At 41.1% G+C, this 26,458-nt stretch carries 17 protein-coding genes and 3 pseudogenes; 3 read left to right on the top strand and 17 right to left on the bottom strand.

Annotated elements, in window-relative coordinates; genetic code table 11:
• From GCWU000325_RS12095 to GCWU000325_RS10555, 12 genes and pseudogenes are all read right to left on the bottom strand, one after another.
• Positions 1–116 (bottom strand): annotated as a pseudogene (locus tag GCWU000325_RS12095) (IS5/IS1182 family transposase); the annotation flags it as partial.
• Positions 80–1,039, bottom strand: coding sequence for an IS982 family transposase (locus GCWU000325_RS10605; protein ID WP_244832922.1), 960 nt, complete (start codon positions 1,037–1,039; stop codon positions 80–82). The pseudogene GCWU000325_RS12095 and the gene GCWU000325_RS10605, both read right to left, overlap by 37 nt.
• A 196-nt stretch (positions 1,040–1,235) precedes the next feature.
• A complete protein-coding gene (locus GCWU000325_RS10600; RefSeq protein WP_006256642.1) occupies positions 1,236–2,963 on the bottom strand; it encodes an ABC transporter ATP-binding protein in 1,728 nt (575 codons plus the stop codon).
• Between the two features lie 25 nt (positions 2,964–2,988).
• Entirely contained in the window at positions 2,989–4,743 is a 1,755-nt protein-coding gene (locus GCWU000325_RS10595; protein ID WP_006256641.1) for an ABC transporter ATP-binding protein, read from the bottom strand.
• Positions 4,744–4,775: 32 nt separating this feature from the next.
• Positions 4,776–5,390 (bottom strand): TetR/AcrR family transcriptional regulator, encoded by a 615-nt coding sequence (locus GCWU000325_RS10590; RefSeq protein WP_006256640.1) that lies wholly within the window; start codon positions 5,388–5,390, stop codon positions 4,776–4,778.
• Positions 5,391–5,702: 312 nt separating this feature from the next.
• Positions 5,703–5,994, bottom strand: a pseudogene (locus tag GCWU000325_RS10585) (helix-turn-helix domain-containing protein).
• Between the two features lie 32 nt (positions 5,995–6,026).
• On the bottom strand, positions 6,027–6,932 hold the full coding sequence (locus GCWU000325_RS10580) for an IS982 family transposase (RefSeq protein ID WP_083788018.1): 906 nt from the start codon (positions 6,930–6,932) through the stop codon (positions 6,027–6,029).
• Between the two features lie 212 nt (positions 6,933–7,144).
• Positions 7,145–8,807: pseudogene (locus GCWU000325_RS10575) on the bottom strand (MFS transporter).
• A 40-nt stretch (positions 8,808–8,847) separates the two neighbouring features.
• Positions 8,848–10,992, bottom strand: coding sequence for a S9 family peptidase (locus GCWU000325_RS10570; RefSeq protein WP_006256635.1), 2,145 nt, complete (start codon positions 10,990–10,992; stop codon positions 8,848–8,850).
• Positions 10,993–11,019: 27 nt separating this feature from the next.
• Positions 11,020–12,900: a membrane protein insertase YidC gene (yidC, locus tag GCWU000325_RS10565; RefSeq protein WP_006256634.1), complete on the bottom strand. Its 1,881-nt coding sequence runs from the start codon at positions 12,898–12,900 to the stop codon at positions 11,020–11,022.
• A gap of 21 nt (positions 12,901–12,921) precedes the next feature.
• Positions 12,922–14,532 (bottom strand): CTP synthase, encoded by a 1,611-nt coding sequence (locus tag GCWU000325_RS10560; protein WP_006256632.1) that lies wholly within the window; start codon positions 14,530–14,532, stop codon positions 12,922–12,924.
• Between the two features lie 66 nt (positions 14,533–14,598).
• Complete coding sequence (locus GCWU000325_RS10555; RefSeq protein WP_169303837.1) at positions 14,599–15,792, bottom strand: DUF3078 domain-containing protein; 1,194 nt, start codon at positions 15,790–15,792, stop codon at positions 14,599–14,601.
• A gap of 627 nt (positions 15,793–16,419) precedes the next feature.
• Between GCWU000325_RS10555 and GCWU000325_RS10550 the strand changes: the two genes are divergently transcribed.
• Genes GCWU000325_RS10550 through GCWU000325_RS10540 form a run of 3 tightly spaced genes read left to right on the top strand, consistent with a single transcriptional unit; the run spans position 16,420 to position 18,439 of the window.
• Positions 16,420–17,232, top strand: a complete 813-nt coding sequence (locus tag GCWU000325_RS10550) for a glycoside hydrolase family 25 protein (RefSeq protein ID WP_006256630.1) — start codon at positions 16,420–16,422, stop codon at positions 17,230–17,232.
• 56 nt (positions 17,233–17,288) lie between these two features.
• Positions 17,289–17,765, top strand: a complete 477-nt coding sequence (locus GCWU000325_RS10545) for a DUF4494 domain-containing protein (RefSeq protein WP_040599857.1) — start codon at positions 17,289–17,291, stop codon at positions 17,763–17,765.
• 2 nt (positions 17,766–17,767) lie between these two features.
• Entirely contained in the window at positions 17,768–18,439 is a 672-nt protein-coding gene (locus GCWU000325_RS10540; protein ID WP_006256628.1) for a YggS family pyridoxal phosphate-dependent enzyme, read from the top strand.
• Positions 18,440–18,747: 308 nt separating this feature from the next.
• On the opposite strand, the gene GCWU000325_RS10535 is transcribed toward GCWU000325_RS10540, so the two are convergent.
• From GCWU000325_RS10535 to GCWU000325_RS10515, 5 genes are all read right to left on the bottom strand, one after another.
• Complete coding sequence (locus GCWU000325_RS10535) at positions 18,748–19,917, bottom strand: OmpA family protein (protein WP_006256627.1); 1,170 nt, start codon at positions 19,915–19,917, stop codon at positions 18,748–18,750.
• A gap of 186 nt (positions 19,918–20,103) precedes the next feature.
• The gene (mutL, locus tag GCWU000325_RS10530) at positions 20,104–21,942 is read right to left on the bottom strand and encodes a DNA mismatch repair endonuclease MutL (protein WP_006256626.1); all 1,839 of its coding nucleotides are present in this window, start codon (positions 21,940–21,942) and stop codon (positions 20,104–20,106) included.
• Positions 21,943–21,949: 7 nt separating this feature from the next.
• The gene (locus GCWU000325_RS10525) at positions 21,950–23,575 is read right to left on the bottom strand and encodes an OstA-like protein (RefSeq protein WP_154646669.1); all 1,626 of its coding nucleotides are present in this window, start codon (positions 23,573–23,575) and stop codon (positions 21,950–21,952) included.
• 1 nt (position 23,576) lies between these two features.
• Positions 23,577–24,935, bottom strand: coding sequence for a peptidylprolyl isomerase (locus GCWU000325_RS10520; RefSeq protein WP_006256623.1), 1,359 nt, complete (start codon positions 24,933–24,935; stop codon positions 23,577–23,579).
• Between the two features lie 20 nt (positions 24,936–24,955).
• Complete coding sequence (locus GCWU000325_RS10515; protein ID WP_169303836.1) at positions 24,956–26,401, bottom strand: peptidylprolyl isomerase; 1,446 nt, start codon at positions 26,399–26,401, stop codon at positions 24,956–24,958.
• Between the last annotated feature and the right edge of the window lie 57 nt (positions 26,402–26,458).

The raw sequence follows: 26,458 nt of genomic DNA, 5'->3' as shown, positions 1-26,458 counted from the left end.
TCGATAAGCGTGTCAACCTGATTGAGGAAGTCGTTTTGTGCTTTGCGATAACGCTTTGAAAGGAGTGCGTCTGCAAATGTTACATGCTCATCGGTATTCTTGGATTGGTATGCCATGGGAGGAGTATTATGCTGTTTTTAATGCTCAAATATACGAAATAACTTCCTATTATACAATGAATTAACAAACAAAATACACACCAATCGCTGTGCAAAGGTCTCAATAAGTTGACGATGAAATTGTCAAAGCATCTATGCCTGGAGTGCTCTACCTGTGCGATGTTTTTAAGTTCATCATTCACAGTCTCTATAATGGCTCTTTTTCTGAGTAAAAGTCTGTCTGAAACACTCATTAATGCTCCTTTCATGTTACTTTTCAATTTGGTAATAAGTTGTATTCCATCAACGAAAAGCCTTTGAAAGAGGTTCTTGCCGATGTACCCCTTGTCACCGAACAGCCTACCTTGTATGAACTCTATAAAAGCTTTGTACTCCAAAGGCTTACAGTCATCTACATCTCCCGGAGTTATCATAAAGTTGAGAAGTTCTCCTTTCTCATTGCAAATCAAATGCAATTTGAAACCGAAGAACCAACCCATAGAGCATTTTCCTCTTTGGGCTATGCCTTTGAAAACTTTGTGAATATGTATTCTCTGGTTTTTGCAGACACGCAATGGTGTACTGTCAACAAAGCTTATGCCCGTGCATTTGCCCAAGAGGACCTTCTTGATAAATAAGGTTAAGGGTACGGCTACCTCCTTTTCCAATTCTACTAAACGGTTATAAGAAACAACCTTGGGAAACAGATGGCGAAGATGCCTGCATACTTTTTCAAGATAGAAATGTTTAAAGCAGCGATAACCGGAGTCGTGGAAAAGAATCATTATCAGCATGACTTCTGCCTTTGACATCGTGGAACTTCGATGATATTTTCTTTTTCCGGTAGGTTTTAGCGCATATTTTGCCGTCATAGCATCAAAAAACTTGCAGAAGTCGTCTGCCATACAAAATATTTCAGAAACTTTGGCTTCGGTGATCATAGCGATTTTTGTTTGTAATTCTATGTATATCAACACTTTAAAATTACAACAAATTTCGCTAATCACCAAATCTATAGACACTTATAATTCATCGAACTCACGTTAACTTATACTGATTTTATATTAATCTAAATCTGACTTTTAACAAAACACTGCTGTTTGCCATAATCCTTTGCGAGCGATTGGTGTAGAGGTATTATTGCCGTTTTTCCTGTTGCAGACGAACCATTCGGGCGAACTCGCCGTTGCGGGTCAGCAGTTCGTCGGGCGTTCCCTGTTCGCTCACCGTACCGCCACTAAGCACCACGATGTGTTCGGCATTGCGGACGGTGCGCATACGGTGTGCGATGATGATAACGGTCTTGTTGCGCACCAGTTCGGAAATACCCGCTTGTATTTTCGTCTCGTTCTCAGCGTCAAGGCTTGCGGTGGCTTCGTCGAGAAGTATGATTGGGGCATTCTTCAGCAGGGCACGGGCAATGGAGATGCGCTGCCGCTCGCCACCCGAAAGGGTTTCGCCGTTTTCGCCGATAACGGTATCGTAACCTTGCGGCATTCGGCTGATGAAGTCGTCGCACTGCGCCAGTCGGGCGACGTGGCGCACTTCCTCGTCGGTAGCGTCGCGCTTGCCGATGCGGATATTGTCGGCAATAGAGGCATTGAACAGCAATACGTCCTGAAAGACGATGGAATAGTGTTTCAGCAGCGTTTCGGGGTCAATCTTCGAGATGTCGTTTCCACCCACAAGAATTTGTCCGTCGGCGATGTCCCAAAAGCGTGCGGCGAGCTTGGCAGTAGTGCTTTTGCCCCCACCCGACGGCCCCACGAGGGCGGTAACGGTGCCTTGGCGTGCCGTGAACGAAACATTGTGCAGCACTTGCTTCTCGGTTTCGTAGGCAAAACTTACGTTGCGGAACTCGATGTCGTAGTCTTCGAGTTGTACGACTGCACTTCCCTCCTGCGTAGGCATGTTTTCTATTTCCTTCATACGGTTGATGCGCACGTCGAGGAAGGAGAGAAGGGCAAGGTAGTTGCACACTTCGATAATGGGATTGTAGACCATTGCCGATGCCAAGAGGTAAGCCAAGTAGGTAAATACCGACACTTCGCCCTGCTGCAACAGCCACGCTCCCACCAATATAACGGTGGGCATGCCGAGTTTGAGCAACATTCCGGCGAGGTTGAGGAAGGCACCTGCCACGAGTTCGCCGCGCACAAGCTCGCGTTCGTAGCTCTTCAGCCGCTTGTCGAAGCTGCGGCAGTATGCCTGTTCGCCACTGTACGACCTTATTTCCTGCATACATTCAAGCCCTTCCTGTATCTGTTCGGTTACGCCACGCTTCACTTTATAGTGTTGGACGAAGGCTTTGTGGAGCTGACGGCGCGACAGCAACAGTACGGTTACGGCGAGCGGAACGACCCAAAAGAGGGCTAAAGCCAAGTGCCAATTGTAGGAGAACATACCCACGGCGATGATGACGACGCTCAGAGCCGACGCAAACAGCTGGGGAACAGCGTGCGAGAAGGTTTGCTCGAGCATCGTGCAGTCTTCCATCACGGTAGAGGTGAGGTCGGAAAGGTTGCGCTCGCCGAAGAAAGCGAGGGGCAGTCGGCGCAGCTTTTCTGCCACTCCGATGCGGCGTTGCGCACTCTCGTTGTAGACGGTGGTATAGGTGCTGTCGTACTGTCGGAGGGCTATGAAGAACATAAGCACTGCCAAGAGCAAAGCCACAAGCACATAGAACCACAGCGTGTGCGGCTCGGTGGGCGTCTCGGAGTCGATGTACTCCATGAGGAAGAAGAACAAATAGGTGGGCGGCAGCATCAATGCGAGGTTCATCAATGTAGAGAAGACGATGCCTTTCCGCAAGTCTTTCGCTCCTTTTTCGGTGAGGGCGAACCGTTGTTGAAGATATTTTATCATTGTCTTGTGTCCTTTCTGTTTAGGTTTATAGTTTCCATGCCACCGACTTTTGGTATTCGTTCCACATCTTATAATATAATGTGGCTTGCTCCATGAGCTGTTGGTGGGTGCCCTGTTCGGCTATTCTGCCCTTGTCCACCACGACAATGTTGTCGGCATCTTGCACGGTGGTCAGTCGGTGGGCTATCATGAGCACGGTTTTTCCGCGAGTCAGATGGGCAAATGCCTGCCTGATAAGGTGCTCGTTTTCGGGGTCGGCAAAGGCAGTAGCTTCGTCGAGCACCACGATGGGCGCATCTTTCAGAATGGCACGGGCAAGCACTATGCGCTGCTGTTCGCCACCAGAGAGGTATGTTCCCTCCGCTCCTATCACGGTATTCAGCCCCTGTGGCAGCCGCTCGATGATTTCCCGACTCTGCGAAAGGTCTACGGCGCGGTTCACCTGCTCGATGGTTGCATCGGGATTGCCGTAGCGTATGTTCTCCAAAATGGAGGTCTTGAACAGTCGGGTGTTCTGAAACACGAACGACACGTTGCGCATCAGCGTTGCCTTATCCAGGTGCCGAACGTCCACACCGCCTATTTTCAAACTGCCTTCGCGCACGTCCCAGAAGCGTGGAATGAGCCTTGCGATGGTTGTCTTGCCGCTTCCGGACGCTCCCACAAGCGCGACGGTCTTGCCTTGCGGTATGTCGAGGTCGATGTGGCTTACGGCATCGCGCTCCGCCGCTTCGTATCGGAACGACACATTGCGCAGGCTGACGTCGAAGGCTGCCGCTTTCTCGGGTTCGGAACTTTCAGGAAGCGGCGGCGTGGCGGTGAGTTTCTCCAATCGGTCTACCGCTTCGTTTGCCAGAAAGAGGTTCTGACTGAGGTGCATGGCTTTCATTACGTTTGCTGCAATGATGGGTGCGATGAGCACATACAGCACCATATCGGAAACGATGATGGCAGTTTCGCCGCCGTGCCCTATCAGTATGATGCCCGTAGGCACAAGCAGAAAGGCGAAAGCATTGATGGCTATGGTGTAAGCAGACATGGGCGTGCGCCACAGAAGGGTGTATCTGATGACGAGGTCGCGGTAGTTGATGATGCTGTCATGAAAGCGTTTGAACGAGAATACCGTCTGTTGGAAAACCTTCACGACGGGTATTCCGCGCACGTATTCCACGGCTTCGGCACTCATTTTCTCCTGTGCATCGAGGTACATACGCTGGAAATCGTTGTTCTTAGGGTTCATCATGTAGCCCATGATGCCGAAGGCGCACACTATCGGTACCATTGCAGCAATGCCCAACTGCCAGTCTACGGCAAGCAGAAGTACTATAATGCCTATCGGAGCCACCACGCTGCCTGCCACATCGGGCAGTATGTGTGCCACGAAAGTGTGGGTCTGGCTCGAATCTTCGTCTATTATCTTGCGCATGCGCCCCGTGTTCTGCGTGTCGAAAAATCCCAACGGAACACACATCAGCCGTTCCATGGCAGTGCGCCGCATATTGGTTTCGATGCGGAAAGCGGAAAGATGCGAGAGCATGAGGGCGGCAAAATAGAGCAAAACATTTGCCACCGACACCACGAAAGCCGCAATGGCATAGTCCCATACGGGCGTATCGGCAAGGTTTCCGTCGGAAGTGAGCAGCGTGCGCACCACCAACCACAGGAAAATAAAGGGTACGAGCGACAGCAGTCCGTTCACTGCCGACAGCACAACCGAGCAGGGCAGCAACGTCTTGCGCCCTCCCATGTAATGTCCTAAGCGTTTCAGTATTCTTATCATCTTCTTCTATATATGTTAAAAGGTTATTGTTTCTACGGTTTCATCAGTTCTCTCCACCCTGCCATACTGTAAACGGCATACTGCTCGAGCGCACGGTTCACCTCGCTTTCGTCGTAGTCTTCGTGCTCCACAAGCTCGCAGAAGATGTTCACCCACATAGAACTCGCAATGTGCAGGAAGAAAGGCGATATGTCGATGTTGATGTGCGGATAGCGCGCTTTCATCAGTCGTAAGTATTCCTTGCCTGCTTTCAGCTGGTGCTCAACTATTCTCTCCTTGTACCCCGCAAGCGATGTGCCTTCGGCATTGAACAGCAACAGCCGAAGCTCGGGGCGGTAAAGCCTCACCATTCGCTTCATTGCGCCGATGTATTCGTTCTGAAAATCGAGTGCGTCGAACACCTCTATGCTGAGGTGCCGCTCCTCGTTGTGCGACAGAATGTAGCGGTTCAGTTCGTTGAGCAGCGGCCGCAATACCTCGCAAAACAGCTCGTCCTTGCTACGGAAGTAGTTGTACACGTTACCCGCAGCAATGCCTGCACGCCGCGCCACCGTGCGGATAGACGTGCTGCGTGCGCCGTGAGCGATGAATTCCTCGCGCGCTACGGCAACGATACGCTGCCGAATATCGTCCTTCAGTTTCTGCATACGCCCATGAAAACTTTAAATAATGAACTAAGTTCTATTTTGTTCATAAAAAAATCGCACCGTTCGATTATAAAACGGTGCGATAGATTGAACGAGCCTATTTGCGCTTTTACTATATAAATAGTGTGTATTCGCATAGTTGCAATGTTTATTTTGCAAAAGTAGTAAAGATATAAAAACACCGCAATACCCAAAAATAAGTATTTTGCAATAAACACTTATGTGTGTTGAATGTCTAAATTTATTTTATAAGTCAAACAGCATATTGTGAAATAGAATATGAAGATTTTCAGTTATATAAAATCAATCCCCTCACTTATAATTCTCCTCCAACATCTTCTCCAAATCCGAAGCCTTGTAGGGTATCTTCCATGCAAAACTGCGTGTAGGGGATAATCTTCCTGTCGCGGTAGTCCTGTAAAGTACGAGGACCGATATGCAGTCGTTCGCACACTTCCTTACTCGTGAGGAAAAGTTCTCCTGCAAAGAGTGGCTTGTGCGTCTGTGCCACTTCCACTATTCGTTTCTCCACACCTCTCAATGCCGAGACGACCAGCTGCATCTCGTCTGTCCCCATGTTCAAATCTCTTGCTGTTTCCATCATATCTATCTGTTTTTAACGTGAGTTCGACGAATTCAGAACAAAGCAAGCTGTGTGTCAAAGGTTCTTTGTACATTGATGCACGGCTTCTTTGGAAACAGGCAATAGGCAGCAATTGCCCCTAATAAGTTGACGATGAAATTATCAAAGCATCTATGCCTGGAGTGCTCCACTTGTGCAATGTTCTTAAGTTCATCATTCACCGTTTCTATAATGGCTCTTTTTCTGAGTAAAAGTCTGTCTGAAACACTCATTAAGGCTCCTTTCATGTTACTTTTCAATTTGGTAATAAGTTGTATTCCGTCAACGAAAAGCCTTTGGAAGAGGTTCTTGCTGATGTAGCCCCTGTCACCGAACAGCTTACCTTGTATGAACTCTATAAAAGCTTTGTACTCCAAAGGCTTACGGTCATCAATATCTCCCGGCGTTATCATAAAGTTGAGAAGTTCTCCTTTCTCATTGCAGATTAGATGCAGCTTGAAACCGAAGAACCAACCCATAGAGCATTTTCCTCTTTGGGCTATGCCTTTGAAAACTTTGTGAATATGTATTCTCTGGTTTTTGCAGACACGCAATGGTGTGCTGTCAACAAAGCTTATGCCCGTGCATTTGCCCAAGAGGACCTTCTTGATAAATAAGGTTAAGGGTACGGCTACCTCCTTTTCCAATTCTACTAAACGGTTATAAGAAACAACCTTGGGAAACAGATGGCGAAGATGCCTGCATACTTTTTCAAGATAGAAATGTTTAAAGCAGCGATAACCGGAGTCGTGGAAAAGAATCATTATCAGCATGACTTCTGCCTTTGACATCGTGGAACTTCGATGATATTTTCTTTTTCCGGCAGGTTTTAGCGCATATTTTGCCGTCATTGCATCAAAAAACTTGCAGAAGTCGTCTGCCATACAAAATATTTCAGTAACTTTGGCTTCGGTGATCATAGCGATTTTTGTTTGTAATTCTATGTATATCAGCACCTTAAAATTACAACAAATTTCGCTAATCACCAAATCTATAGACACTTATAATTCGTCGAACTCACGTTAGATTAACTAATCCATCCGTCATAACCCTCGTAAGTACAAAATGTATAAGTTAGATGCGAGCCTATCTTTCACAAAGATAGGCTCGCAATATGTTTATATTGATAGAATCAAGCTTTAATATTTGGTTCTTCCAAACCTAAATGCTTTTTCTTGTCGACTGCTTTTAATAAGATTCCTAATACAAGAGCTGCTGCACCTAAAAGAGCTAACATGAGTAACGGATTTGTATAATCATATGAAATAGCTGCTTTTTCAGGTGTCATCATACCATTTTTAATCGCCTCTTCAATTTCAGGATTTGAGGCTTTCAAAATCTTTCCAATCAATAGTGGAAATAACCAGAGACCAATATTTTGTATCCAAAAAATCAAAGCATACGCTGACCCAATTACTTTACTATCAACCAACTTTGGTACACTGGGCCACAACGAGGCAGGAACTAAGGAGAAAGAAGCTCCTAATACTAATATAGTGGAGAATGCAAGTACTACCCCCCCCCAGAGGAGAGCTCTTAAATTGGGGTAATACAAAAGCAAACGTAAGATGACAAACGATCAAGAGAATAGAGCCAAGCATCAACATTGATGCTGCTTTACCTTTATTGTCAACATATTTTCCTAGAATTGGTGTTATACCTACGGCTAGCAATGGGAACACTGCAAAAATAGACTCTGCAGATTGACGACGATATGACATATAGCAGAAAACAAGTAAGGACACAACAGAAAGAAGCATCAATACTGTTTTCTTTATTCCCTTCGAGAAGTTACTCGTAAATGCCGTTATAGCTATAAGCAGCATAACAACATATTGCACTAATGCGACATTATTAGAAGCCCAAAAAGCCCCTTCAGGTACTGCTTCAAAAGAAATATTGCATTGCAACATATTTACGGCATACTTTTGGAATGGGAAGATAGCTGAATAATAAAGTACGCATAACAAAGCAACAAGCCAAAAGCCCCCACTTGAAAGAACCTTACCAAGATCTGAAATTTTGAAAGGTTCTTCAGCTTCTTCTTCTTCACCAGTTTCTGCATCCAATTTTCGATCCATAAAGAAGTAAACTACAAACATAATCAAGGCGATGCAAAGGAGTAACACGCCAAAAGCAACAGAGCGTGAAACGTCTATACGCCCAAACATTTTCGCAATGACAGGAGAAAAAATCATACAGGTTGCAACACCTAAACGTGCCAAAGCCATTTCAGAGCCCATTGCAAGAGCCATCTCTTTTCCTTTAAACCATTTTACAATACCGCGTGATACCGTAATTCCGGCCATTTCCACACCGCAGCCAAAAATCATAAAGCCTACAGAGGAAAACTTGGCTGATGCCGGCATTCCTTCATAAAAAGGAGAAACGCCTAATTCATCAAGACCAGGTATATAGTTGAGATTAACGGTAAACCAGTGGTCAAGACTTGAGCCGGCAAACGTCTCTGTCACAGCGTACCAGTTAATACCGGCACCTATGAGCATAACTACTCCAGAAAGAATCGCAGTAAAACGTACTCCCATCTTATCGAGGATAATACCTGCAATAATCAAGAAGAAAATAAATACGTTCAAAAACGTTTCAGAGCCTGCATAGGTACCAAAGGCTGTTGAATCCCATCCTCTTGTAGACTGCAATAAGTCTTTTAACGGAGAAAGGATATCCATAAAAATGTAAGAAAAGAACATCGCAGAGGCCAGCAAAATAAGGGCTATCCAGCGAGCTTTCGGAGACTCCCGCAAGGAAGTCTGTACTTGTTGTGTTGTAGACATAGAAGTAAGATTTATAATTCTTCAATAGTAAATATGATCTTTAGTTTTTCAGCCATTTATCCAACCAACGGAAGAATGTGCGCTGCCAAAGAATACCATTTTGAGGCTTCAAGACCCAGTGGTTTTCATCTGGTAACAGTAACATTTGGGCAGGAATACCGCGCAATTTTGCCGCAGCAAAGGCACTTTCAGCTTGCGTATATTCAATGCGAAAGTCACGTTGCCCATGTATACAAAGAATAGGAGCAGTCCATTTATCTACAAAGAGATGAGGGCTTTGTGCAAAAGCTTTCTTCATTTGGTTATTATCTTTTACCCAAGGAGCTGACCCCAAATCCCAATTAGCGAACCACATTTCTTCTGTTTCGAGATATTGTTGCTGCGTATTAAAGATTCCATCATGAGCAATCAAAGCCTTAAAGCGTCCCTCATGATGACCAGCTAGCCAATAAACACTAAAGCCGCCAAAACTAGCTCCAACGGCTCCCAAATGATCCTTGTCAACATAAGACTCTTTAGCAATATCATCTATAGCAGATAAATAGTCTTGCATACATAAACCTGTATAGTCACCACTAATCTCTTCAAGCCATTCCATTCCATAACCTGGAAGTCCACGACGATTAGGCGCTATCACAATATAACCATGAGCTGCCATAATCTGGAAATTCCAACGATAACTCCAGAACTGACTAATTGGACTTTGAGGTCCTCCCTCACAATATAATAATGTAGGATATTTTTGGGACGGATCAAAGTGAGGAGGATAAATCACCCAACACTGCTCTTCTTTGCCATCAATTGTCTTTACCCAACGCTCTTTTACTTCTCCAAAAGTTAATTGATCATAGAAAGCCTTATTCTCAAATGTCAACTGACTAACTTTACCATTAAAGCCAACTTCATATAGCTCATCTGCTTGAGACATGCTATGCTTCTTTGCTATCAATCCTTTATTAGAGGGTGATAAGGAGACTAAAGAATAATCTGCAATATCATTTATCAGCTTTTTTACGCTACCCTTTAGATTAGTAGCATAAATATTTGCAACCCCATGCCATACTCCCGTAAAATAAATGTCTTTACTATTTGATGACCAAAGGAAGTCATTAACAGAACTTTCAAAAGACTCTGTTACATATTGTTTCTTACCCGTAGAAAGTTCATATACGCAAAGCCTTGAACGATCACTCTCATAACCATCACGTGCCATACTAAGCCAAGCAACATAACGACCATCTGGCGAGAATTGAGGATTTTGATCATATCCAACGTTAAAATCGCTCTGCTGATGATTCACAGCCTGAGCTTGTAGGCTTTGTGTAGGTGTTGACTCCGGTTCTTTATAATCTGACGGCTTGCAAAGATTTACAGTTTTTCTACTCGTAAGATCATATAAGTAAATATCGCTATCAGTAGAAATGGCATACTTTAATCCAACCTTTTTCCGAGACGTATAAACAATCTGTTTACTATCAGGACTCCAGGCTAACTGCTCTGCTCCTCCAAATGGCTCCATTGGGCATTCATATGGTTCGCCAGCAAGTAAGTCTATAGGATTAGTAATACCTAATGCATTCAAATCTGCCACATATGGGTGTGGAGCAGTCGTTACATAATGATCCCAATGTTTGTACATTAAATCATTAATAACCATGCCGGAAGCTTTCGGCAAATCTTTGTCGTTCTCTTGTATGGAATGATGCTGTGGAACATCCATAATCATAATGATTTTCTTGTTGTCTGGAGAGACTAAGAAATCATTTACATCTGTCTTTTCATGAGAGATTTGCTGTCGATTACTTCCATCAGCATTCATCATCCAAAGTTGCGAAGAACCAGAGGCATTACTCAAAAAGATAATTGACTTTCCTTGATTAACAAAGACTCCTCCGCGTTCATTATAGCTACTTGCTGTAAGCAACTTGGACGCCTTATTACTCAAAGCCATTGCGTAAAGCACACTATGACTTTTATTTTGTTCTTTACTGAAGTAGCTTACCGTATAAACGGCTTTATTGTCATTTGGAGAGACATTAACACTACCTATCCTTCCGAAAGACCACAAGACTTCTGGAGTTAATAAGTCTGATCCTAGTTTCGGAGAAACTTTTCCTATAACCTGTTGTGCGACTGCTGGAGTTGCTATAAGAGCGGTGGCGAGTGCCAGTGTTTTGATACTCATATGTTTTATTCTTTCACAGTAGATAATTTACTTCGATGGACCTTTTCCCAAATTTTGTTGCCGTTTTTTTATTTCCTCTTGCTGCTCCTGCAGAGCTTGTAATCTCGCAGCAAGGCCAGAGGGTTTTCTGTTGGGATTATCTTTGTTTGCTCTAAAATTAGCTTCCAACTTTTCTAGAAGCTTTTTATCATCTGTAGAGCGCCGTAGGTACCACATTGTTAATGCACTTGTCAAGAGCGACACAAAATAATAATAATTGAGTCCACTAGAGTACTTGTTAAACATAAAGAAGAAGAAAATGGGCATCAAGAAAGTCATCCATTGCATAATCTTCATTTGTTGAGCTTGCTCCCCACTCATAGAGTCTTGCTGTTGCTTCATCGTAAGCCAAGAGTAAAGCAAGTTCGTACAGCAAAACAACACACAGAAGAGGCTCAAGTGAGTACCTATTCCCCAGATCGGAGTATTCCAAGAAATAATATCATCATAAGTGGATAAATCATCCGCCCATAAGAATGCTTGTTGACGAAGTTCAAAAGCATTAGGAACAAAGTTAAACATTGCAATCCAAATAGGCATTTGGATAAACATAGGCAAGCATCCACCCATCGGACTTACTCCATATTGACTATACAATTGCATTGTCTCTTGTTGACGCTTCATTGCATCTTCTTTATTAGGATATTTCTTTGCAAGTTCATCCACCTTTGGTCTTAGTACGCGCATTTTAGCTGTACTCAAGAAGCTTTTCTTTGTTGCCGGATAAACTATAGCCCGCATAAGCAAAGTAATCAACAAAAGAACAATTCCCATATTCAGCCCAAATCCAGATAGGAAATCAAAGACATAAATAGTAAAGAATCTATTGATCCAGCGGAACAAAGGCCAACCTAAATAAACAAGATCTTGTAAATCTAAGTCTTTATTGCCCAACTTATATTTTTCCAATCCTTTTAGGTAGAGATACTTATTAGGTCCGAAATAAAATTGAACCTGAGTTACATTCTTTCCTGTAGGGTCGAAGGCAACTTCTGCTGTTGCTATATAATCTTTCACATAACCAGAACCTTCACTACACGTATCACTCTTTAAAAAGGTATTTGTAAAAGAATTTTTCCCTGCGATAAGCACGGCACTAAAATACTGATCTTTGAAAGCGATCCAGTCTATGTTTCCCTCCGGCTTAAGTTCGTCAGATTTTTGTTCACTAAGTTTATCTGTTCCTTCATTCTCCTTTTTGTAAGTTAAAGTAGAATAGAGATTTTCAAAATAAAAACCTTTTTCTTGTTGGCGAATCTTATTCTTCCAATCAATGCCTAAGGTTTTACCTGCAAAAGAGCGACCTTTAATTCTAATTGTCGTATTAACAAAATACGACCCTTTGATCAACTTGTAATCTATATATAATGTATCTCCTTTTGATGACCCTAAAGCCATTGTAAGAGTAGAATCTGTTTTAGCAAGTGGCTGGAAATAATAATCTTCTGTACTATATAAACCTTCTATCGTCTCAAAACGAAAATTCAACTTGTGCGTTTTTTCTTCAATCAGAGAAAGTTGAGCTTCCTTATTATTTTGGAAGTCCGAATAAGATTTAAACTCACAAAGTCTTACATTTGAAATTGCGCCGCCTTTAGGCGAGATCGTCACTGCGACATGTTCATTCTTAAGACTTATTGGTGTATTTTCTCCTTCGCGGCTACCATTAAAAATATCTGTAGAATCAGCTATGTGCTGTTGCTTATTAGCTGTAGTTGAAACTTTTGTTGAATCAGTCGCAGGCTTAGCTGCTGGTTGAGCTGTTTGCTCTGCAACTTGTGTTTCTTCTGTTTGAGTTGTCGTATAATAACTAAATCCTATTAGCAATAAGGCTATAAGAAATAGCCCTGTCAATGTATTTTTGTCCATTCTATTTTTTCTAATTAAGGCTTAATGCTTAGCTTTTTTATTTTCGATTGCTGCTTGTACAAAGCTCAAGAATAAAGGGTGAGGATTAAGTACGGTAGAACTATATTCAGGGTGGAATTGCGTCCCTATGTACCAACGATTTTTCGGAATTTCCACGACTTCAACCAAATCGCTTTCAGGATTTATGCCCACACATTGCATTCCTTTTCCTTCAAATTCTTCTTTATAAGTATTATTAAACTCATAACGGTGGCGATGACGCTCACGTATTTCTTCTTTACCATAGATTTCTCTAACTTTACTGCCTTCACGCAGCAAACAAGCATAGCCTCCCAAACGCATTGTGCCACCCAAGTTGGTAATATTCTTCTGCTCTTCCATAATGTCAATCACGTTATGATGTGTCTTGGGATCCATTTCTATGGAATCAGCATCATTATACTGCAACACGTTGCGAGCAAATTCAATGACCATCATTTGCATGCCCAAACAGATTCCAAAAGTCGGAATATCATGTTCACGACAATATTGCGTCGCCATCAATTTTCCATCAATACCTCTTTGTCCAAATCCAGGACAAATGACAATACCATCCATTGAGGCCAACATTTCAGCAACAGTATCTTTAGAGATTTTCTCAGAGTTGATAAATGTTGTTTTAACCTTATAGTCATTATACGTGCCGGCTTGCGACAAACTTTCTAAGATACTTTTATAGGCATCTTGCAAGTCATATTTACCAACAAGACCTATATTAACGATTTCTTTGGCCTTATGTCGGCGATCCAGGAATGAACGCCAAGGTCCTAAGCTTGGCACTTCTCCAGGTGTAATGCCCATTTTGCGAAGTATCGTTTCGTCTAATCCTTGCTCCTGCATTCGAAGTGGCACTTCATATATTGTAGGTTGGTCCAGACTTTGCACTACAGCCTCAGGTGCAACATTGCAGAAGTTAGCAACCTTTTTACGTATAGAAGCATTTAGATCTTTTTCGGTTCTTAGCACCAAGATGTCTGGTTGAATCCCAATACTTTGGAGTTCTTTGACTGAATGTTGTGTAGGCTTAGTCTTTAGTTCTTTTGCAGCTGCTAAGAATGGAACATAAGTAAGATGTATGCACAAGGCATTTTGTCCCAATTCCCACTTCAATTGGCGAATAGACTCAAGAAAAGGAAGGCTTTCTATATCTCCTACAGTCCCGCCTACTTCAGTAATCACAAAGTCGTAATGATACTTTTTCCCATTGAAAAGCATCGCTCGCTTAATCTCATCCGTGATGTGCGGGATTACCTGCACCGTTTTGCCCAAATAATCTCCACGACGTTCTTTATCTATCACATTTTGATAAATACGCCCGGTCGTAATATTGTTATTTTTCGATGTTCGAATGCCAGTAAATCTTTCATAATGTCCTAAATCGAGATCGGTTTCTTTTCCGTCATCGGTTACATAGCATTCACCATGCTCATAGGGGTTAAGTGTACCCGGATCTATATTAATATACGGGTCAAACTTCTGAATCGTAATGTTATAACCTCTGGCTTGTAGCAACTTACCAACTGACGCTGCAATGATACCTTTGCCTAATGAGGACGCAACACCTCCTGTAACAAAAATATATTTTGTATCCATGCTATGTATGACTTCCTTTTTATTTCCTTGCAAATGTACGAATTATACTGAAGAAAGGAGCTTGTTTCACAAATTTATGTTCAAGCCTATTGATAAATACTCTTTGAATTGAAAGTATGAACCACCGGCAGACGGAACTACGCTATCGTCGAAACGAGGATAGAGAAAAAACTGAGATGACAAGTATTTGTTGATAATAAAATTAAACGTGTTTTCCCATTCTACTTGTGTACGGTGATAGTTGGTGTAATAATATAACCGGCCGCTCCAATTGACATTCTTCACAATTGTCCAAGCGTGGTTCATCGTAATGTTTGCACCATATTCTATCTTAGAATGACGCCCTGAAGCTAAGCCAAAGGACGGAGAAAGTGAAAGTCGATCAACATAACGATAGTCCCAAGCAACAGGAGAGATAACTATGTCAAACTTAAACTTTGGTTTAGTCACAGCATACTTCATACCGACAGAAAGCAAAGACTCGAATGGAGACATAAAATCAGAATATATGGTGCGATCATTCTTTTTATAGGACTTACAAAACTGGGTCCAACTTTGTAGCATAACTGAATAAGACCAATGTTTGGAAGCTTTTAGCCCCAACTCATTGGTAAGACGAAGCAGGTCGCTATTCGTTAGATATTTATGATACGTATCACCACGCGTGCTCTGAAAGCCTAAACGCATTTCAAGTTTATTATTGAAGGTCAATCTAGTCTTATTGTCATAATTAACCTGAAATAAGAGCGACGATAGCATTGAATGATTACTCTCACCTCCTTTATACCAATTATCGGATACGTAATTTTGCATTAATTGAAAGGCAAAATTCGTCTTAAACTCCCAAAAGTTAGGCTTACGTACGTGAATGCCCCAATTTGTTTCCGGAACATCTATTCCTGGCTCTGGATCTTTATGCACGATCGTGGGTTTGGGCTTCACTTCGCCAGGTATCAGGGGCTTTAAAGTGTCGGGTCTTGAATCACTGATATGTTGTATCAGCTCAGGATGTTTGGCATAAGCACTAAGCAGTATATGGGAAATACGATCCAATGCCGCCAGTTGTCTCGATTTGTTATGATCTGTAAGAGAGAAGAATCGGCGTGGGACATCATCATAATAAGTGTTGGCTGTAAACAATGGGAAATAGTAGGGATTACTAAGCGTATCTACCTTATCATAATGCCATTTTGCAAACTTATCACTCAAGCGTCGCAGCGAATCGGCATAAGCCGAAACCACTCCTTCAATTCTTGACACACTGCGTCTTGCGGTTTGTGCCCCAAGAGTAAGGCAGATGAATAAGCCACATAAAATTAGGCTCAATTTTCTTTTCAAATACAGCATAGCAGGAGCAAAATTACAGAAATTATATCAGATAACATGTATTTTTAAGTGGCCTGAAGAAGATCGAGGCTCAAATTTGGGTCTTTCTTATCTAATGTAAGAAACTATTAGATCAATAAAAATCAGGTGTTTACTCGTTTTTTCAGAGAAATAGATATAACATATTGAATTTTCTTGTGTGAAAGAAAATTTGTCCCTCCACTTGAGTACAAACGTACTACTATGAGAGCACAAATCTACCATCACGATGGTACATAGTAAAAGTCAGAATAAGTGGTGCTAACCTCTGCTCAAGTGTAAAATATAATGGCCCCGCAAACATCAACAACAGTTTAGCTAAATCTATTCCTTAAATATAAGACACGCAGATCTTTATTATTCATCCTATTTATGAGTCTTAAGTAACTCAAGCTGTATTTTAATTGGCCATTAATCAGAAATAACACTTCATATGCAAAAGAGTTTACATAAAAAAGCACTTATCTCTTTGTTATAAAAGGAGATAAATGTATCTTTGCCAGTCGAAATTGCACGTATAAAATGACTTCAGTACGACATACTCTACTCGCATTATTATTAAGTTGTTTCTTTGCAGCGCCATTAAAAGCCCGTGATAAGATTCACCGCATACCTCCAACTTCGGCAGGCAAGTCTAAAATTATAGAACCGGACCATCTTTCACTTAAGGCGAAAGCTGAACGCCAAGTAATGCCACAAACTGAAGGCGTTATCAAGCGTACGATAGCTAACATGAACCTGAAATATAAGGAGGGTATAGACGTATCTCACTACCAAGGGGAGATTGATTGGGAAGAAGTTGTGCGCAGTTCGCAGATTTCCTATGTGTACATTAAAGCAACAGAAGGGGCATCTTTAGTTGACGAATATTATCAACAAAACCTTGAGGGGGCACGAAAAGTAGGACTAACTGTTGGTAGCTATCACTTTTATCGTCCTACGATAGATTGGCGTGTGCAGTTTGATAATATGACTTCAACAATTCAAAAAGAGTCGCAAGATCTCGTCCCTATCATCGATATCGAGCATGCGAGCGGTAGTGAGGAAGAATTTATTGATAATCTTCGCCAATTTATACAGAAGGTGACTCAACATTATGGAAAGAAGCCATTGCTTTATACTTTCCATAATTTCTATAATCGACACTTCGTAGGTCTTTTCCCAGATTATCACTGGATGATTGCCCGCTATCGCAACGATGAGCCGACTCTAAACGATGGAAAACAATATATCATCTGGCAATATACGCAAAATGGTCGCCTCAGCGGCATTCGTGGAAAAGTAGACTGCAGCCAACTTATGAGCAACTTCAGCCTAAGGCAGTTGCAGATGTGATTTAAGGAGGGTAACATACTACCCTCCTCTATTCTTTCAATCAACAATTAAACAAGATCATTATGAATGAATGGTTTCAATGCACCATCAAATACGAAAAGACGCTTGAAAACGGCTTAGTTAAGAAGGTATCTGAACCTTACTTGGTGGATGCGATCAGCTTTACCGAGGCAGAAAAAAGAATCATAGAGGAAATCAAACCTTTTATGACCGGCATCTTTGAAGTAGCTGACATTAAGCGTGCACATTATGCAGAACTGTTTGAATCTACGGATGAAAGCGCTGATCGCTTTTTTAAAGCCAAGCTACAATTTATTACGCTAGATGAGAAAAGCGGGAAGGAAAAGAAAACTTCACAGAATGTACTTGTACAAGCAGCAGACTTGCGTGATAGCATTCAGCGATTGGATGAGGGAATGAAAACATCTACGATTGATTATACGATTGCCTCTGTTCAGGAAACACCTATTATGGACATCTATCATTATAAAGAGATGGCACCGGACAACTTTCGTAAAGTAGATGAGGCTTAAATATGAGTGCCATACAAACACGCTTGGAATGTGTTCGTGCTACAATCCCTCATGAGGTAGACTTGGTAGCGGTTTCTAAATTTCATCCAATTGCAGAAATTAGAGATTGCTATGAGCTCGGACAACGCTGTTTTGGTGAAAGCCACGAGCAGGAGTTACGCATAAAACAGGAGGAGCTACCTAAAGACATTGCTTGGCATTTTATTGGCCATTTACAAGCAAATAAAGTAAAGTATATAGCGCCTTACATATTTATGATAGAAGCCGTAGATACATTTAGGCTGCTTAAAGAAATCAACAAGCATGCGGCTAAACACAATCGCATAATTGATTGTTTGCTTGAAGTACACATTGCTCAAGAAGAGACAAAATATGGTTTTACACCGGAAGCTTGTCGACAGTTGTTAGCTGATGGAGAATGGAAAGCATTGAAACATATTCGCCTGCGTGGCTTAATGTGTATGGCGACAAATACTGACGATACATCACAAATTCGCAGAGAATTCCAACTTGCACTGCAGCTTTTTGAAGAACTTAAAAGCACTTATTTCTCCGACAAAGATTACTTTAATGTAAAATCGTGGGGAATGACTCACGATTACAAGCTTGCTATCGAAGAAGGTAGCAATCACATCAGAGTTGGTACCGCAATATTTGGACCTCGTACTTATTAAAGCCACATTCAACAAAGCTATAAACACAACAGGAGGCAACCTCAACAATCTAAAGGTTGCCTCTTGTTGTGTTTATATACATTCCTTATTTTTACCACTTTCTAAATAAATAATCCGAGAAGTGACACCATATAAACAGAGCTAACGCTTCTAAAGCATACAATGGTCAATCAATCTTCAATTAGATGAACCAAACAAGTATTGCGTTGTATTGCACAGCTTCCCTATATATCTATACTTATATCTATCTATACAATAAAAGGGAACTCACATAGAGCTCCCTTTTACCTTCTTATTGAGAACAACTATTATTCAACTGCAATTTTAACCGTAGCACGGCGGTTGTAAGAGAACGGAGATAATGTGTCTACACCACCCTTAGCCTCAGTGATGATGTTATCTCTACTTACACCCATCTTAACGAGTTCGTTTGCAACAGCTGCAGCACGTGCCTCAGAAAGACGACGGTTAATAGAGGCAGAACCCGTCTTGCTATCAGCGTAACCCGTAACGCGGATCTTCGTGTTATTAGCCTTAGCATATTCTGCAACCTCTTTCACGTTAACCAAATCTTTGCGGCTTGCAATCTTAGAAGAGTTCAAGTTAAAGAATACAGAAGTCGTTGTAACAACATATTCTGTAGTAACTTTCTCAATAGTTTCTGCAGGCTTTTGATTAGCCAACATCTCACGCAAGCGTGCATTTTCATCTTGCTGATCCTTCAACGCAGCATTAAGAGCGTCCATTTGCTCTTTGTTCATTGCCATCAAAGCATCTACATCAGGCACCTGATCCCAATCAGTCTTATTAAAGTTATAAGTAAGACCAATAGCAGTACCAATCATCTTGTCCCAGTGACGAGACCTAGACTTCTTATAGCCAGACCATCCATCCGGATATCTGAAATCCGTGATGTCTTGCGTGCCTTCAATTGCATTTGCATAAACATCAACAAACAGTGTAAAATGTTTGCTCAAGCGGAAGTTGTTCAACAAACCAGCTTGGTAAGAGATATCATAAGTATTTGCTGACATATTGCGAGCGACACCAACACCGGCATAAGGAATAAAGTTCCAAACGCGCTTCTCGTTATAACCGCAAAGCATATTAGATAAGTTGAACATTACATCCTCGTGAATGTTCCAATAGTGATAGGTGTGGTGATCATTCTCTGTATTCACCTGCTTACCCCATACGCCTTCAAATTTCGTGCGAAGACCGATACTCGGGGTAAACCACTTACCAATGGCAGCGTTAAAACCAAAAACACCACGTGTTGTCGTGAACGGATTACCAGATAATCCGTGTACTTCCTGTGAAGAGTAGGCAGCATTATACTGACCACCAACACTAAAAAACCAATTTGACCAAAATGAATTTGTTGCTACGCTATACTTTTTAGTCGGAATGACTGTTCCTTGAGCCATTGCAGACGACCCTAAAGCAAGAGCAGCTAATGTAATCATGATCTTTTTCATAACTTACATATTTTAGTGAGACAATATATTTCTAATTAGGGAACTCACAGAGAAGACCTCTATCTCCCAATTTTTACGCAAATATAGAGAAATCATATTCAAACAATCAAAACTAAGATACAAAAAAACATATAATCATTAGTTATACGGTTTTTTTTGGCACTTCTACAACAATAGCAAGGTCCTTTAACTAAATATACTCAATATTTTTTCGCTTTGAATAATTGCAAGAATAGTAGCTCCATCGGGTCCATAATTAGGACATTCGCAGGCAAACAATCGTTGCATTAAATTACCCATCTCTTCGTTAGATAACGCTTCACCTATAGGAATAGCAGACTTTGAAGCTAAAGTTAAAGCGACATGATGATGAATTTCATTAATAGCTTCTATATTTCCCTGCTTCAACTCTTGAACTATATTCAATAGAAGATCTGAGATATCTAATCCTTCTGTGCCTGATGGAATACCTCTTACTTCATACTCGCCATTCGTCTGCTGCGTAAGATCAAAACCGATATCAGTGAGTGGTAGTAAAATCTTTTCTAAATAGACCTTTTCCGTTGGAGAAAAATGAATCGTTTGAGGAAATAATATACCTTGAGATGGACCTGCTTGATTTTTAATCTGACGCAAATAGTAATCATACAAAATGCGCACATCAGCTCGATGCTGTTCAACAAGCATAAGACCAGACTTTACAGGTAAAAGAATAAACCGTCCTAACAATTGCATATACTTATCAGAAAGATCATCTACATCAAACCCCTCTAAACTTGGAGATTTTGCAAGTAACGTTGATTGTTCTTCAGTCAAAGCAGACAACTCGGAACGTCGGGATTGAAAAAGTCTATCTAGATCTCTTTCCCAATTACTTTCGACTTGTCGAGTATTTTGATGAGAACGTTCTTTATTAAAAGGATTAAAGTTTTGGTTTATATGAACTTGAGGTGGACTAAGCACCTGCGCCTTATCTATTGGTTCAAAAACAGGCATAACAGGCTTATTATTTGTGTCAAACTCTATCAAAGGTACAGCTGCATATTTTCCTAATGCCTCTCGAACACAAGCCAAAACTACTTGCCAAATTGCACCCTCATCTTGAAACTTTATTTCAGTCTTTGTCGGATGAATATTCACATCTATTCTTGAAGGATCTACTTCCAAAGCAACAAAGTAGGGAATCTGTTCATTCTCTGGAATAAGCCTTTCAAAAGCTGTCTGTATAGCCTTTGCAAAATAATTATGCCTCATATAGCGCCCATTTACAAAGAAAAATTGGTGACACTTCTTCTTTGAGCTATTCGGACTCCCAACGAAGCCTTTAATAGAAACCAGCTCTGTCTTAACTTCAATAGACATAAGCTGTTCATCTAACTTTGAACCAAACAATGCTTTTATACGCTGACGAAAGTTTCCAGCTGGCAAATCAATTAATAGGGAATTGTTATTATAGAGCTTAAATGCAACAGAAGGGTTGGCTAAAGCAAGGCGCTCAAACTCTGACATAATGCTCCCCATTTCCGTCTGGTTAGATTTCAAAAATTTACGACGAGCTGGTATGTTAAAAAAGATATTACGTACAGAAAAATTCGCTCCAACTGGGCAAGCTACAACACTTTGACTCTTTATTCTACCTCCTTCAACATCTACACAGATACCTAGTTCTTCTTCTTCTGTTCTTGTCTTAAGCTCTACCTGTGCGACGGCGGCTATAGAAGCCAAAGCCTCTCCACGAAATCCCATTGTCTTCAACGCAAATAGATCTGAAGGGGTGCTTATCTTAGATGTCGCATGACGTTCGAAAGACAAGCGAGCATCCATTTCGCTCATACCTTTTCCATTATCGACTATTTGAACACACGACTTACCGGCATCAGTAATAAAAACTTGAATTAAAGAAGACTCCGCATCTATAGAGTTCTCTATTAGTTCTTTCACGATTGAAGAAGGACGCTGAATAACCTCTCCTGCTGCAATTTGATTTGCAACAGAATCTGGTAAAAGATGAATAATATCTGACACTTGAAACCTACTTTACATTTTGTACTGGAGCTTCTCGCCGAGGAAGTGGCTTCATTTCACTACCTTGCTTCTTCGATCTCCACTCAAAGAGATCATCTTTACTTAGTGGACGAATATAATCGAACCAAGCAAAAGAAGGTAAGAAAGTTCTCTCTCTTGGTGCCAACGCCAATGGATATACAGTTCCTATCGGCGATGGGAACCCCAGTAGTTTACTCATCTGCTTTTGGACAAAACATGAACGCAAATTCGTAGCCTCAGTATAAACTTGATAAAGAATTGTACTATCCTTTTCTAGGGGAAAGTATATTAATGTTCCATTACCATCTACATTACTTTCTCGAACCTGTCCTTGCTCATCAAAATAACTTCTCATCAATAGCCCCGCAACTTGATTGTAATGAGTAGAATCAACCTTTTCGATTAGTAAAGCTTGTCGGCGCACATAAATACTATCAATGATAGAATCATTCATAAAAGCATTTATTTCCTCCCCGACAATTTGTTTTTGATCACTCCAAACTATGGGATCTTTATATAATAACATTTGTTTTCTCTTTGTATCATAAACAAGAGAGTCACAGACCGCTTGCACATCTGTCCGAAATGCACGCACGTGAGGAGAGCCATGCAGAACGCGATAAACGGAATCTGTCTTCATATTATAAGAATATAGCCGCAAGGTATCTGCATGTACATAAAGCGTATCTTTGCCATTGGTATAATTCTTAGCTAATGCTTTGCCTGTTGCAAGCGCTTCTCCAGTCAATTCATTGTACTGCCCATAATCCCCCATCATTTTTATTTTATTCTTCTTATCCTCATAGGAGATATGATGTCTGACCGTAATCACACCTATGTGCTTGTTATATAATAATGTATCTCCAACAAGTCTTGAACCTTGATTAAATAAGACAGGCCGATCATAAAGCCTTACTTGTTCCGTTGTTGTATTATAATAACCACGTTCTGTATAAATATGATTATTGCCACTAATGATATTAGAAGGCCCTTGAACTTCCGCCCATTTAGAAATAACATCATAATGAAGCGTGTCAGATGTAAGCATAAATTGCGGGTTCTTCAGCTTTACACTATAATTGAATTTTGCCTTGCGCGTTTTTGTATCGTATTCTCCCCAATCAGACGTCAACCTATTTTTTGCATCAATAAGCTCTCCTCCTGCAAAAAAATATCCAATACCATACAAGCGATCATAATTCAAACTGTCAGTCAAGAGAGTTTGTGTACGATGTTTCATTACTACATTCTTTCTCATTTGTGCCAATTGGGCTCCTCCATCATAAAAGAGATACTCACCTTTTAGAGACAGTGTATCTCCCTGCAATATCTTAACATGCCCAAAAGCTTCAAACGAATTTGTTGCTTGGAAAAGAATCGCACTATCACAAGACATGGTCATACCGCTATGTAATAAGACGACATTACCATTCAGAAACTGCGCGTCAGGTTGTCTAAATTGATCATAAGACCACCGATCAGCATGTTTCAACACAATTTTTTCGTTCGACTTTTTTCTTGGCCTTACTGCAAAAACGGTCACAAAGCAAAACAGCCCTAATAGTAATATTAGAGCTATTCGTGTTTTTCTATAAATAGGTAAGTGTTTCAATTTACTCCTTTATCCAACCTTTATATTTAAAGGTACAGTTCTTAAAATCTGGATTTATGCGCACATAAGTTGTCTTTATCTTATTTGCAATCCATTCATCCAATTTTTCATTACAGCGTTTCTCATAAACAACATCGCGTAATTTTTGAAAATCCTCTTTTGGGTTTGCACGATGCGCATCAATACGAGCCTTAAGTTTTACAACCGCACAAACGTCCTGCCCTTTTGCATTAGTCATTGTGATTGCCTTTGAAACCTCACCTACTTTCATCGTGTCTATCACCTGTGCGATACTCTGGTTCAAATCCTTTAACTGAAATCGCGCCGTCAGCATGCCATCCTCAGGATTTACATAAGACATCAAACCTTTATTATTTCGAGTGTCTTTATCATCAGAATAAATGGCTGCAGCATCCTCAAAAGAAAGTTTATGTTCTCTGATTAGAGTTGCAATTGAGTCCAACTTTGCCTCTTGGCGTGCAAATTCATCTGATGAAATATCTGGCTTCAGTAATATATGCCTCACTTTCACCTTATCTCCTCTTTTATCGACTAGCTGTATAATATGATAGCCAAATTCAGTCTTAACAATTTTAGAAACCTTTTTGGGATCACTCAAACTAAAAGCTACGTTTGCAAACTCAGGTACTAGTTGCCCTCTTCCCATATAATCCATTTCTCCTCCATTTCGAGAAGAACCAGGATCTTGCGAATAAAAACGCGCCAAAGTCGAAAACTCAGTTTCTCCTGAGTTTACACGATCTGCAAAGCTTCTTAGTTTATTTTCTATACGCTCGACTTCTGCACGTGTTGGTTGAGGTTGCGCAGTTATTATCTCAACCTCGACCTGTGTAGGTATGAGAGGTAGACTATCAGCAGGGAGATTCTTAAAATACTCTCTTACTTCTGCAGGGGTTATAGCAACCTTTTCCGTTATACGTTGCTGTTCGCGTTGTATGCGCATACGATCTCGCTGACTACGTTTAAAATCTTCGCGTAGTTGCGATATGCTTTTATGCATTACAGCTTCTACTCCCTCTTTAGAGCCTATATTTTGAATGTATCTATTTATGATTTCGTCTGCAGCACGTATGATATCTCCTTCGCTGACCGTAATACTGTCAATTTCTGCTTGATGCAAATACAATTTTTGTATGGCTATCTGCTCCGGTATTATGCAATATGGGTTCTCCAGAGCTTGTCCTTCTGATTCTGCATACAATCTGGCTTGCTCCACATCCGAAAGATAGATAGGATCATCTCCTACTACCCAAATAACCTCATCAACAACATTTCTCGGGCGTTGAGCTTGGCTACAAAGTGCCCAGCAACCAAAGAGGATTAAAATGACTTTTCTCATCTGACGCTAAGTCTTTTATATTAGTTGTGTTTATTTACCGTCTTTAAAACGTCTTTGTCAACCGAATAAGGGATCGTTTTACGCAACTCTCCTATCCATTGTCTCTCTAAGATATCTTGCCAGTCACTAATCACCATAGAGCGCACATCTTGATAAGACTTTGGCTGATTCAAAATCTTTCCAAACACATCTGTATAAACGAATTTCGGATAAGTTTTTGCGCTGCCCTTAATTCCAAAAGCAAACTCATCAACATAAGGGTTTTCTCCTTTTTTGCAGATATTTGGCCCAGCAACAACGACTGTCACAGAGTCCTTATTAAACTCATTCGTAATAGCAGACTGCCAATCGCCATTCTCGCTCTTTTTCAATACTTTCTTAACTAACTTAACCTGCTCAGGCTTACTGCAATGTATTACAAAGCCTTTAAAGCGCGGCTCTATCCAAGAATATTGTCGTTTATTCTGCTTAAACAAAGCATTGAGTGCTTTATCATTTTGGTTTGCCTCATCCCAAACCTTATCCTTACTAATTTGGAAAAGTAAAAGGCCATCGTGATATTCTTGAATCAAATATTTAAGGTTTAAGTCTGCATCGTGAGCTCTAAGCAAACTATCCATTACAGCTTCACGTGTTAAGCGCCCTTTTGATTCTGCAATGATTCGACTAATCTTTTCATTTGCAGAGATTTCATCTACCCCTTGCTGTTTTAAAGAATAGAGAATTTGATCGCGCAACTCTGCATAGGGCTCCAATTGTTTACGCTCTTGCATCTTAATAATATGATACCCGAAAGGAGTAAGGACAGGCTGAGAAACTTCTCCGACTTTTAGCTTATAAGCAGCCTCTTCAAACTCTTTTACTGTAGCACCCGGACCTATCCAAGAAATTTCTCCACCACGAAGAGCAGATCCCAAATCTCCCGAATATTCCTTAGCCAAAGCTGCAAAATTTCCGCCATTCATAATTACCTGATAAACGGAGTCTGCTCGCATTTTGGCCGTTTCTTTTTCAGCGGCTGTAGCGTTTTGTTTTACGGAAAATAATATGTGAGCAGGGCGCAACAAGTCTTTACCACCCAAGCGCGTCTTCATATTATCATACAAAGCAATAGCAGTTGAATCAATGAAAGCCTGATCCACCATAAAGGGTGTCAATTGCAGATCGCGATATGTGCGAAATTCATCTTTAAAAGCTTTTGTCGTATCTATGCGAGCTCGCTCAGCAGCAGCCACCTTCAACTTATAATTAAGAAACATCTCAGCATATTCATCAACGCTCTTTTTTTCTACGACAGCAGCTTCTTTACCATTCTTGTTATAGCTATATTCAAACTCAGAGCGTAAGATCGGTCGACCATTTATGGTCATAATAACAGGATCATTAGCTGACTGTGCTTGTAGTTGTTCGATATTGATAGCAAACAAGCTTAGCAATATTAAGCCGAAAGATAATTTCAGTTTCATATATGGGCTTTTAAGCATTAAGAGAGGTAATCTATCTCTCCAAAATGTTATTTTTTT

The organism is Alloprevotella tannerae ATCC 51259, from assembly GCF_000159995.1.
GTDB lineage: Bacteria > Bacteroidota > Bacteroidia > Bacteroidales > Bacteroidaceae > Alloprevotella > Alloprevotella tannerae.
The sequence above is the reverse complement of the archived record's forward strand: the minus strand, read 5'-3'. Positions and strand labels throughout refer to the sequence as shown.